The following is an 11421-nucleotide window of genomic DNA, read 5'->3' as shown; positions in this document are numbered from 1 at the left end:
CTTGCGTTTCCGACTCTATCAGATCTTTCCGACCCGATTTCCTCGGTGCTTTCCAGGTTCCCGCTTCCGCGTTTCCCTTTCCGGCGGTTCCGACTTTATCAGAGGTTCTGAGTCGGATTTCCCGCCCCTCCGGGAGCGCCCTCCGGAGCGCACGAGGCGTCCGGGGCTTCCCGTCCTAGCGGAGCCGTAAACGTACTGGAGCGGGGCGCCTCGATGCAAATCGAGGCGCCCCGCTGCCAGTTCAGACGTGCGAAGGATCGAACGCCGTGTCAGACCTCCACGACGACCGGCAGGATCATCGGCCGGCGCCGGTAGGTGTCCGACACCCACTTGCCCAGGGTGCGGCGGAGGAGCTGCTGCAGCTGGTGGACCTCCGCGACGCCCTCTCGGCCCGACCGCTCCAGCGCTTCGGAGATCTTCGGGATGACGTCACCGAAGGCGGAGTCGTCGATGCCCGAGCCGCGGGCCTGGATGTGCGGACCTCCGGTGATCTTGCCCGTGGTGGAGTCCACCACCACGAAGACCGAGATGATGCCCTCGTCGCCGAGGATCTTCCGGTCCTTCAGGGCGGGCTCGCCGACGTCGCCGACCGAGAGGCCGTCGACGTAGACGTAACCGGCCTGGACCTTGCCGGAGATCCTGGCCTTGCCCTCGACGAGGTCGACGGTCACACCGTCCTCGGCGATGACGATGCGGTCGTGCGGCACGCCGGTCATGGCGCCGAGTTCGGCGTTGGCGCGCAGGTGGCGCCACTCGCCGTGCACCGGCATCAGGTTCTTCGGGCGGCAGATGTTGTAGAAGTACAGCAGCTCGCCGGCCGAGGCGTGGCCCGAGACGTGCACCTTGGCGTTGCCCTTGTGGACGACGTTGGCGCCCCAGCGGGTCAGGCCGTTGATCACCCGGTACACCGCGTTCTCGTTGCCCGGGATGAGCGACGAGGCCAGGATGACCGTGTCGCCCTGGACGATGCGGATCTGGTGGTCGCGGTTGGCCATGCGGGACAGGGCCGCCATCGGCTCGCCCTGCGAGCCCGTGCAGACCAGCACGATCTCGTGGTCGGGCAGGTCGTCCAGGGTCTTGACGTCCACCACCAGGCCCGGCGGGACCTTCAGATAGCCGAGGTCGCGGGCGATGCCCATGTTGCGGACCATGGAGCGGCCGACGAAGGCGACTCGGCGGCCGTACTCGTGGGCCGCGTCCAGGATCTGCTGGATGCGGTGGACGTGGCTGGCGAAGCTCGCCACGATGATCCGCTTGCGCGCGCCGCCGAAGACCTGGCGCAGCACGTTGGAGATGTCGCGCTCGTGCGGGGTGAAGCCGGGCACCTCGGCGTTCGTGGAGTCGCTGAGGAGGAGGTCGATGCCCTCCTCGCTGAGCCGGGCGAACGCGTGCAGGTCGGTCAGCCGGCTGTCCAGCGGCAACTGGTCCATCTTGAAGTCGCCGGTGTGCACGGCCATGCCCGCGGGGGTGCGGATGGCGACGGCGAGGGCGTCCGGGATGGAGTGGTTGACGGCGACGAACTCGCAGTCGAAGGGGCCGACGCGCTCGCGGTTGCCCTCGGCCACCTCGAGCGTGTACGGGCGGATGCGGTGCTCCTGGAGCTTGGCCTCGATCAGGGCGAGGGTCAGCTTGGAGCCGATCAGCGGGATGTCCGGCTTCTCGCGGAGCAGGTACGGGACGCCGCCGATGTGGTCCTCGTGCCCGTGGGTGAGGACGATGCCCTCGATGTCGTCGAGACGGTCCCGGATCGATGTGAAGTCCGGCAGGATCAGGTCGATTCCGGGCTGCTCCTCCTCGGGGAAGAGCACTCCGCAGTCGACGATCAGCAGGCGGCCGCCGTACTCGAAGACGGTCATGTTCCGGCCGATCTCGCCGAGGCCGCCGAGCGGGGTGACCCGCAGGCCTCCTTCGGGGAGCTTCGGGGGCGAGCCGAGTTCAGGATGCGGATGACTCAAAAGACTCTCCTCAACCACGCACGCCACGTACCGGCGGGCACGTGGCGTGGGTGACGTTCGTGCATGAGCAGTTGTCGTTGTGGATTGCGGGCACCGGTGGCCCGCCTCTTCAGTTGTGGAGCCCGGTGGGGAACCGGGCGGTGCGAGGGAACTCGCGAAGTCTTGTTGTCAGAGCTGTACCCCGCCGGCGGCAAGATCGATCTTGAGCTGTTCGGTCTCTTCGGGAGTGAGCTCGATCATGGGCGGCCGGAGCGGTCCGCCGGGCAGTCCCCGCAGGGCGAGGGCGGCCTTGGTGGTCATGACGCCCTGGGTGCGGAACATGCCGGTGTAGACCGGGAGCAGCTTCTGGTGGATCTCGGTGGCCTTCTGCACGTCGCCGGAGGCGTACGCGTCGACGAGGGCGCGCAGGTCCGGGGTGACGACGTGGCCGACGACCGAGACGAAGCCGACCGCGCCGATGGAGAGCAGCGGCAGGTTCAGCATGTCGTCGCCGGAGTACCAGGCGAGGCCGGAGCGGGCGATGGCCCAGCCGGCACGGCCGAGGTCGCCCTTGGCGTCCTTGTTGGCCACGATCCGCGGGTGCTCGGCCAGGCGGACGAGCGTCTCGGTGTTGATGGGGACGCCGCTGCGGCCCGGGATGTCGTACAGCATGACGGGCAGCCCGGTGGCGTCCGCGATGGCCGTGAAGTGCCGGTACAGGCCCTCCTGCGGGGGCTTGTTGTAGTACGGCGTGACGGTCAGCAGGCCGTGGGCGCCGGTCTTCTCGGCGGCGCGGGCCAGCTCGATGCTGTGCTGGGTGTCGTTGGTGCCGACGCCGGCCACGATGTGGGCGCGGTCTCCGACAGCCTCCAGGACCGCCCGTACGAGGTCCGCTTTCTCCGCGTCACTGGTGGTGGGGGACTCGCCGGTGGTGCCGTTGATCACCAGGCCGTCGTTGCCTGCGTCCACCAGGTGGGTGGCGAGCCGCTGCGCGCCGTCGAGATCGAGTGCGCCGTCCGCCGTGAAGGGCGTGACCATGGCGGTGAGGACCCGCCCGAAGGGGGTCTGCGGAGTCGAGGTCGGAGCCATGGGTAACACGCTACTCGCTGCTCACTGCGGGGTCTGCCCTCGGGTCGGGCGACAAGTCGGGACAAGGATGGAGCCCGGCACTGCCTGCTCGGGGGTTCAAGCAGTGCCGGACCCGTTTGATCAGGCTAGATGAACTTCACTAAATGCCGCAATACGGACACTTCGCACGGCTGACCCGTACATCTGTACCGGCCCGGAAAGCGCTTACGGCGCGACCCGGCCGTTGGCGTTGAAGGCGGCGTAGGTGAGCGGCATGAGCTCGGCCCACGCGGCCTCCATCCGCTCGCCGACCATCTCGATCTCCCGCTGCGGGAAGGACGGCACCTGGGCCAGCTCGTGCTGGGTGCGCAGGCCGAGGAAGTGCATCAGCGAGCGGGCGTTGCAGGTGGCGTACATCGACGAGTACAGGCCCACCGGGAGGACCGAACGGGCGACCTCGCGGGCGACGCCGGCTTCGAGCATCCGGCGGTACGTCCGGTAGGCGTCGCGGTAGGAGTCCTCCATGGCCCGCCCCACGAGCTCGTGCTGCTCGGGGGTGCCCTCCACGAAGACGTACTTGCCCGGGCGGCCCTCCTGCACCAGCTTGCGGGACTCGCCCGGCACGTAGAAGACCGGCTGGAGCTCCCGGTAGCGGCCGGACTCCTCGTTGTAGGACCAGCCCACGCGGTGGCGCATGAACTCGCGGAAGACGAAGATCGGCGCACTGATGAAGAAGGTCATCGAGTTGTGCTCGAAGGGGCTGCCGTGGCGGTCCCGCATCAGGTAGTTGATCAGGCCCTTCGAGCGCTCCGGGTCCTTGTTCAGCTCGTCCAGGGACTGCTCTCCGACCGTGGAGACGCGGGCCGCGAACAGCACGTCGGAGTCGGCCGCGCTGTGTTTCACCAGTTCGACGGTGACGTCGCTACGGAGATCGATCTTGAAGTCGTCGTCGGGGGTCACGGTTCGCAGGGCCTTCCGGTCTCGTCGCTTGAGGACGCCACTCTACGTTCGGCGCAGGGGCGCGATGAAGTCGGTGAAAGTGGGCACCCCGGTGGTCCTTCGTTCGTCTGTATCGGTGAGAATGACTCGTTCGATCCGTGAAGGGAGAAGCACCCCAGATGTCCCGTCGGCGTGAGCCCGTCCCGTTCGCCTTCCTCTCCGAGGCCGACAGGTTCCGCAGCAATGTCACCCCGCCGCCCCGCGAGCGGGCGTCCGTCGGCCGCATAGCCGGCCGCTGCCTGCTGGGCCTCACCATCGTCGCCGGTCTCGTGGGTTCCCTGATCCTCGGGATGCCGGCCCTGTCGATCAGCCACTCCCCCGCCCAGACACCGCAGTCCCAGGCGTCCCCCGGGCGCTGAGCGGGCAGTGACCGCCCGGCCGGTCCTGGGGTGCGGTCCGTGGGCGGCGGAAGGCCCCGGCTCGGCCCCCGCGGGTGGTGAGCGGGGACACAGGCGGATAACCTCACCGGGCACAGCCCACGCCTGGAACGAGTGAGGACCCGCCGTGCCCCTGCCCTTCCTGACGGCCGACCGTGCCTTCGACACCGCGGACGACGTCGCGCTGCCGTTCGACGACCGCGAGCGCTGGCGGCGTCCCTACCGGCCCGGCCCGTGGCGGGTGGGCTCGGCCGCCCTCCTGCTGCTGCTCGCCTCGTTCGTGCTGTTCGCGGCGGTCGTCATCGCGCTGACCGCCAGTGTGTCCGAGGCCGGGTTCTGCTTCGGTGTCGCGGTGGCGGTCATCGCCGGAGCGCTGCGGCTGCTGCGCATGGGTGTGTGGGTGAGCCCGCGCGGGCTGCGCCAGGTCTGCTTCCTCGTCAGCCGTACGACACCGTGGGCGCGGGTCGTCAGCGTGCGCACGGTGCAGCAGCCGGTGCGCTGGCTCGGGCTGCCGCGCACGGTGCAGGGCCAGGCGCTGGTACTGGTCCGCGGGGACCGCGCCGACGGTGACGCACCGCCGCTGCTGACCACGCACAACGCCGACTTCCTGGGCCGCGTCGAGGCGTTCGACCGGGCCGCGGACGCCGTGGAGGCCTGGGCCGAGGAGCAGCGGCACGGATGACGCTCGGATGAGGCCGCTGGGCCCGGACCGCACCGGCGGTCCGGGCCCAGCGGCGTCACGGCGGTCGGCGGCGGGGTGCGCGAAGGTCAGGCCGCCTCGACCGGCGGCTTGCCGTCGTGCAGGGCGATGGCCCGCTGCATCGCCTTGCGGGCGCGGGGGGTGTCCCGGGCGTCGTGGTAGGCGACGGCGAGACGGAACCAGCTGCGCCAGTCGTCGGGGGACGCCTCCGTCTCGGCCTTGCGCCGGGCGAAGACCTCGTCCGCCGAGTCGCGGTCGATGCGCCCGCCGGGCGTGCGCCGCAGCTCGTCCACGGGCAGGCCGCCCTCGGCGTCGAGTTCGGCGGCGAGCCGGTTGGCGTTGCGGACGAACTGGGTGTTCTTCCACAGGAACCACAGGCCGATCACCGGGAGGACCAGCACGGCGATCCCGAAGGTGACGGTCACCGGGGTGCCGGACTCGATGAGCATGACGCCGCGGCTGCCGACCAGGACGAAGTAGAAGACGAGGACGGCGGCCGTGACGAGGTAGGTGATCTTCGCGCGCATGAGGGGCTCGGGGCTCAGTTCAGGTCGAGGAAGTGTTCCAGGCCGAAGGTCAGCCCCGGAGTGGTCACCACGCGGCGCACGCCGAGCAGGATGCCCGGCATGAAGCTGCTGTGGTGGAGGGAGTCGTGCCGGATGGTGAGGGTCTCGCCCTCGCCGCCCAGCAGGACCTCCTGGTGGGCGAGCAGGCCGCGCAGCCGCACGGCGTGCACGGGCACCCCGTCGACGTCGGCGCCGCGGGCGCCCTCCAGGGCGGTGACGGTCGCGTCCGGCGCCGGGGCCGAGCCCGCCCGGGCCCGGGCCTCGGCGATGAGCTGGGCGGTGCGGGTGGCGGTGCCGCTGGGGGCGTCGGCCTTGTTCGGGTGGTGCAGCTCGACGACCTCGACCGACTCGAAGTACGGCGCCGCGATCTGCGCGAACTTCATGGTCAGCACGGCCCCGATGGAGAAGTTCGGGGCGATGAGCACACCGGTCTCCGGGAACTGCGCGAGCCAGCCCTCGAGCTGCGCGAGGCGGTCGTCGGTCCAGCCGGTGGTGCCGACGACGGCGTGGATGCCGTGCCGGACGCAGAAGTCCAGGTTGCCCATGACCGAGGCGGGGGTGGTCAGCTCGACGACCACCTGGGCGCCGGTCTCCACCAGGGTCTCCAGCTTGTCTTCCCGGCCGAGGGCGGCGACCAGTTCCATGTCCTCGGCGGCCTCGACCGCTCGTACCGCCTCGGATCCGATCCGGCCCTTGGCACCGAGGACCGCCACGCGCAGCTTGCTCATCTGTTGCTTCCTTACCGGAGGGATTAGGCGACGGCGTCGTGCAGACGGGAGGCCTGTTTGTCCTTCAGCGGGCCGATGACCGACAGCGACGGGCGCCGCCCCAGGACGTCCCGGGCGACCGCGCGGACCTCGTCCGGGGTCACCGCGGCCATCTTGGCCAGCATGTCGTCGACGGACATCTGCTCGCCCCAGCACAGCTCACTCTTGCCGATACGGTTCATCAGCGCACCCGTGTCCTCCAGGCCGAGGACCGTGGAACCCTGCAGCTGGCCGATGGCGCGGCCGATCTCCTCGTCGGACAGGCCGTGCTCGGCGACGTGGTCGAATTCGTCGCGGCAGATCTTCAGCACGTCGTGCACCTGGTTCGGGCGGCAGCCCGCGTACACGCCGAACAGGCCGCAGTCGGCGAAGCCGGAGGTGTAGGAGTACACGCTGTAGGCCAGGCCGCGCTTCTCCCGGACCTCCTGGAACAGGCGCGAGGACATCCCGCCGCCGAGGGCGGTGTTCAGCACGCCGAGGGCCCAGCGGCGGTCGTCGGTGCGGGGCAGGCCGGGCATGCCGAGGACGACGTGCGCCTGTTCGGTCTTGCGGCCGAGCAGCTCCACCTTGCCGGCCGTGCGGACGCTGCGGTGGCCCTCACGGGGGCCGATGGGCGCGGCGTCGAGGTCCCCGAGGGCCCCGGCCTTCTCGAAGGCGGCGCGGACCTGGCGTACGACCTTCTGGTGGTCGATGTTGCCGGCGCAGGCGACGACGAGGTGGGTCGGGTCGTAGTGCTTCCGGTAGAACCGGCGGATGCGGTCGGCGGTGAGCGCGTTGACCGTGTCGACCGTGCCGAGGACCGGGCGGCCGAGCGGGTTGTCGCCGAACATGGTGTGCGCGAACAGGTCGTGCACGCAGTCGCCGGGGTCGTCCTCGGTCATCGCGATCTCCTCGAGGATCGCGCCGCGCTCGACGTCGACGTCCTCCTCCTGGATCAGCGAGCCGGTGAGCATGTCGCAGACGATGTCGATGGCGAGCGGCAGGTCGGTGTCGAGCACGCGCGCGTAGTAGCACGTGTACTCCTTCGCCGTGAACGCGTTCATCTCGCCGCCGACCGCGTCCATGGCGGCGGAGATGTCCAGGGCGGACCTGCGTCCGGTGCCCTTGAAGAGCAGGTGCTCCAGGTAGTGCGTGGCGCCGTTGAGCGAGGGGGTCTCGTCGCGGGAGCCGACGTGGGCCCAGATGCCGAAGGTGGCCGAGCGCACGGAGGGCAGGGTCTCGGTGACGATGCGCAGGCCTCCGGGGAGGGTGGTCCTGCGCACGGTGCCGATGCCGTTGGTGCCCTTGATCAGGGTTTGGGTACGGGCGACGGCCCGCGCCTCCGGAGAGGTGCGGGCCGTCGCCTTGAAGCCACGGGACGTCACTGGTCGGCGTCGTCCTTCTTCTCTTCGCTGCCTTCTTCGCCCTCGATCACCGGGACGAGGGAGAGCTTGCCGCGGGAGTCGATCTCGGCGATCTCGACCTGGACCTTCTGGCCCACGCCGAGGACGTCCTCGACGTTCTCCACGCGCTTGCCGCCGGCGAGCTTGCGGATCTGCGAGATGTGCAGCAGACCGTCCTTGCCCGGCAGCAGGGAGACGAACGCACCGAAGGTGGTCGTCTTGACGACCGTACCGAGGTAGCGCTCGCCGACCTCGGGCATCGTCGGGTTGGCGATGCCGTTGATCGTGGTGCGGGCGGCCTCGGCGGACGGGCCGTCGGCGGCACCGATGTAGATCGTGCCGTCGTCCTCGATGGTGATCTCGGCGCCCGTGTCCTCCTGGATCTGGTTGATCATCTTGCCCTTGGGGCCGATGACCTCGCCGATCTTGTCGACCGGGATCTTCACGGTGATGATCCGCGGCGCGTTGGGGGACATCTCGTCCGGCGTGTCGATCGCTTCCATCATCACGTCGAGGATGTGGAGGCGGGCGTCACGGGCCTGCTTGAGGGCGGCGGCCAGGACGGAGGCCGGGATGCCGTCCAGCTTGGTGTCGAGCTGGAGGGCGGTGACGAACTCCTTGGTGCCGGCGACCTTGAAGTCCATGTCGCCGAAGGCGTCCTCCGCACCGAGGATGTCGGTGAGGGTGACGTAGTGCGTCTCGCCGTCGATCTCCTGGGAGATCAGGCCCATGGCGATACCGGCGACCGGGGCCTTCAGCGGCACACCGGCGTTCAGCAGCGACATGGTGGAGGCGCAGACCGAGCCCATCGACGTGGAGCCGTTGGAGCTGAGGGCCTCGGAGACCTGGCGGATCGCGTAGGGGAACTCCTCGCGGGCCGGCAGGACCGGGACCAGGGCGCGCTCGGCGAGGGCGCCGTGGCCGATCTCGCGGCGCTTGGGGGAGCCGACGCGGCCGGTCTCGCCGGTGGAGTACGGCGGGAAGTTGTAGTTGTGCATGTAGCGCTTGCGGGTCACCGGGGAGAGGGTGTCCAGCTGCTGCTCCATGCGGAGCATGTTCAGGGTGGTGACGCCCAGGATCTGGGTCTCGCCACGCTCGAACACGGCGGATCCGTGGACCCGCGGGATGGCCTCGACCTCGGCGGCCAGGGTGCGGATGTCGGTGACACCGCGGCCGTCGATGCGCTTCTTCTCCTTGATGACGCGCTCACGGACCAGGGTCTTGGTCAGCGCGCGGTACGCGGCGGAGATCTCCTTCTCGCGGCCCTCGAACTTCGGCAGGAGCTTCTCGGCGGCGAGGGCCTTGATGCGGTCCAGCTCGCTCTCGCGCTCCTGCTTGCCGCCGATGGTGAGCGCCTGCGCGAGCTCGGAGCGGACGGCGGCGGTCAGCGCCTCCAGGACGTCGTCCTGGTAGTCGAGGAAGATCGGGAACTCGGCGGTCGGCTTGGCGGCCTTGACGGCGAGGTCCGACTGCGCCTTGCAGAGCACCTTGATGAAGGGCTTCGCGGCCTCGAGACCGGCGGCGACGACCTCCTCGGTGGGGGCCTCGGCGCCGCCCTTGACCAGCTGGATCGTCTTGTCGGTGGCCTCGGCCTCGACCATCATGATCGCGACGTCGCCGTCCTCCAGGACGCGGCCGGCGACCACCATGTCGAAGACGGCGTCCTCGAGCTCGGTGTGCGTCGGGAACGCGACCCACTGGCCGTTGATCAGCGCCACGCGGACGCCGCCGATCGGGCCGGAGAAGGGCAGGCCGGCCAGCTGCGTGGACGCGGACGCGGCGTTGATCGCGACGACGTCGTACAGGTGGTCGGGGTTGAGCGCCATGATCGTGGCGACGACCTGGATCTCGTTGCGCAGGCCCTTCTTGAAGGACGGGCGCAGCGGGCGGTCGATGAGGCGGCAGGTGAGGATCGCGTCCTCGGAGGGGCGGCCCTCACGGCGGAAGAAGGAACCGGGGATCTTCCCGGCCGCGTACATGCGCTCCTCGACGTCGACCGTGAGCGGGAAGAAGTCGAGCTGGTCCTTGGGGTTCTTGGAGGCGGTCGTGGCCGACAGCACCATGGTGTCGTCGTCCAGGTACGCCACGGCGGAGCCGGCGGCCTGCTTGGCCAGGCGGCCCGTCTCGAAGCGGATGGTGCGGGTGCCGAAGGAGCCGTTGTCGATGACGGCCTCGGCGTAGTGGGTCTCGTTCTCCACTAGCGTTTTCTCCGTTACATGTCGTCTTTTGTCCCGTCCGGCCCGTGTGGCCGGGGGACGGTGGCGGAGAAGCGCTCCGTCTGGTGCGGGCCGGTCTTCGATCGAAGCACCCGGGGCTCGCTTTCCCCCGGGGGCCACTACCGAGGACCGGCGGCGGCGAGGTGCGCTTCTCCTCGTTCGTGGTGCGTGACCGTGCCTGGCCCGGGACGGGCAGGCCCTGTCACGCCGTGTCGTACGTCGTGCGTTGTGCTACCACAGTACAAAGTGCCGGTGACACTCCGCACGTTTCCGCATGTACGGCCGGGCTCTCCGCGTCCGCGGCGGCCGGCCTTCCCTGCGTACGCAAAGGGAGCGGCTCCCTGTGTCCCGGGAACCGCTCCCTTCACGGCGTCTTACTTGGCGCCCGCCGCACCGCGGCGGATGCCGAGGCGGTCGACCAGCGCACGGAAGCGCTGGATGTCCTTCTTGGCGAGGTACTGCAGCAGCCGGCGGCGCTGACCGACCAGGATCAGCAGACCACGGCGGGAGTGGTGGTCGTGCTTGTGGGTCTTGAGGTGCTCGGTCAGGTCGGAGATCCGACGGGACAGCAGAGCGACCTGGACCTCGGGGGAGCCGGTGTCACCCTCCTTGGTACCGAACTCGCCGATGATCTGCTTCTTCGTAGCGGCGTCGAGCGACACGCGTACTCCTCATAGTCTGTGAGTGGCCACCGAGTGCCCCCGGTCTGCTTCTCGGGAGAACTTCCATGACTCGGAAGGCGGGGATCCGCTGGGCGCGGCCTCCAGGGCCTGCAGGCGCTGCCTGCGGGGGCTCCGGGGGTGCGTACACGAACGGCCGTCACTCAGGGTACCAGGCGGTCGCGGGCCCCTTCGCCGCGCTCCCGGGAACCGCGCTGGTGGGGGCGCGGCGCGCACTAGGGTGAGCGATCGGACCGTACGGACGTCGGGAAGGGGTCGCTGCACGATGGCGGAGACGGAAGCGGAGATCAAGGCACGCAAGGAGCGGGAGCGCGACGAGCTGTACGCCCTCGACATCTCGGGCGTGGAGTGGCACTGCGCGCCGGGCACGGAGGAGCACGAGGAGCGCGTCGAGATCGCCTACCTTCCCGAGGGCGCCGTCGCCATGCGGTCGTCCCTCGACCCGTCGACGGTGCTGCGTTACACGGAGGCCGAGTGGCGGGCGTTCGTGCTCGGTGCGCGCGACGGGGAGTTCGACCTGGAGCCGGCGCCGCACAACGGGGGGCTCGCGGCGGAGTGAGCGCCGCACGGGGGCCGGACGCGGGGAGACGGGGCCGGACGTGGGGGGGGGGGGGGGCGCGCGCCGGGCCCCCCCCCCCCCCCCCGGGGGGCCCCCCCCGGGCCCGCCCCCCCCCCGCCCCCCCCGCCCCCGCCCCCCCCCGGGGCCGGGGGGGGGGCACGGGGCGCGCCCCC

Annotated in this window: 11 protein-coding genes; 3 read left to right on the top strand and 8 right to left on the bottom strand. The window is 70.2% G+C overall.

Annotated elements, in window-relative coordinates; translation table 11 throughout:
- Positions 1–269: 269 nt before the first annotated feature.
- The 3 genes from ACIPM1_RS31335 to thyX all read right to left on the bottom strand — a co-directional run bounded on the left by ACIPM1_RS31335 (position 270) and on the right by thyX (position 3971).
- On the bottom strand, positions 270–1955 hold the full coding sequence (locus ACIPM1_RS31335) for a ribonuclease J (protein ID WP_402440386.1): 1686 nt from the start codon (positions 1953–1955) through the stop codon (positions 270–272).
- A gap of 168 nt (positions 1956–2123) precedes the next feature.
- On the bottom strand, positions 2124–3023 hold the full coding sequence (gene dapA / locus ACIPM1_RS31330; protein ID WP_356193208.1) for a 4-hydroxy-tetrahydrodipicolinate synthase: 900 nt from the start codon (positions 3021–3023) through the stop codon (positions 2124–2126).
- A gap of 204 nt (positions 3024–3227) precedes the next feature.
- Positions 3228–3971, bottom strand: a complete 744-nt coding sequence (gene thyX / locus ACIPM1_RS31325) for an FAD-dependent thymidylate synthase (protein ID WP_392196490.1) — start codon at positions 3969–3971, stop codon at positions 3228–3230.
- A gap of 149 nt (positions 3972–4120) precedes the next feature.
- On the opposite strand from thyX, the gene ACIPM1_RS31320 reads away from it, so the two are divergent.
- Together ACIPM1_RS31320 and ACIPM1_RS31315 are read left to right on the top strand one after the other, a co-directional pair.
- Positions 4121–4360 carry a hypothetical protein gene (locus tag ACIPM1_RS31320; protein ID WP_402440383.1) on the top strand — a complete coding sequence of 80 codons (240 nt, stop codon included), beginning with the start codon at positions 4121–4123 and terminating at the stop codon, positions 4358–4360.
- Between the two features lie 145 nt (positions 4361–4505).
- On the top strand, positions 4506–5060 hold the full coding sequence (locus tag ACIPM1_RS31315; protein ID WP_356193202.1) for a hypothetical protein: 555 nt from the start codon (positions 4506–4508) through the stop codon (positions 5058–5060).
- 86 nt (positions 5061–5146) lie between these two features.
- Here ACIPM1_RS31315 and ACIPM1_RS31310 read toward each other — a convergent pair whose 3' ends face one another.
- The 5 genes from ACIPM1_RS31310 to rpsO form a co-directional block, all read right to left on the bottom strand.
- Positions 5147–5605, bottom strand: a complete 459-nt coding sequence (locus ACIPM1_RS31310; RefSeq protein ID WP_356193200.1) for a tetratricopeptide repeat protein — start codon at positions 5603–5605, stop codon at positions 5147–5149.
- Between the two features lie 14 nt (positions 5606–5619).
- On the bottom strand, positions 5620–6372 hold the full coding sequence (gene dapB / locus ACIPM1_RS31305) for a 4-hydroxy-tetrahydrodipicolinate reductase (RefSeq protein ID WP_402440381.1): 753 nt from the start codon (positions 6370–6372) through the stop codon (positions 5620–5622).
- Positions 6373–6395: 23 nt separating this feature from the next.
- Entirely contained in the window at positions 6396–7775 is a 1380-nt protein-coding gene (locus ACIPM1_RS31300; RefSeq protein ID WP_402440379.1) for a M16 family metallopeptidase, read from the bottom strand.
- Positions 7772–9991, bottom strand: a complete 2220-nt coding sequence (locus ACIPM1_RS31295; protein WP_402440377.1) for a polyribonucleotide nucleotidyltransferase — start codon at positions 9989–9991, stop codon at positions 7772–7774. The genes ACIPM1_RS31300 and ACIPM1_RS31295 overlap by 4 nt, the downstream gene beginning before the upstream one ends.
- 392 nt (positions 9992–10383) lie before the next feature.
- Positions 10384–10671 (bottom strand): 30S ribosomal protein S15, encoded by a 288-nt coding sequence (gene rpsO / locus ACIPM1_RS31290; protein ID WP_030177470.1) that lies wholly within the window; start codon positions 10669–10671, stop codon positions 10384–10386.
- A 283-nt stretch (positions 10672–10954) separates the two neighbouring features.
- Between rpsO and ACIPM1_RS31285 the strand changes: the two genes are divergently transcribed.
- The gene (locus ACIPM1_RS31285; RefSeq protein ID WP_356193190.1) at positions 10955–11248 is read left to right on the top strand and encodes a DUF397 domain-containing protein; all 294 of its coding nucleotides are present in this window, start codon (positions 10955–10957) and stop codon (positions 11246–11248) included.
- Positions 11249–11421 lie beyond the last annotated feature (173 nt).

The organism is Streptomyces sp. NPDC086766 (assembly GCF_044746005.1).
GTDB lineage: Bacteria > Actinomycetota > Actinomycetes > Streptomycetales > Streptomycetaceae > Streptomyces.
The sequence above is the reverse complement of the archived record's forward strand: the minus strand, read 5'-3'. Positions and strand labels throughout refer to the sequence as shown.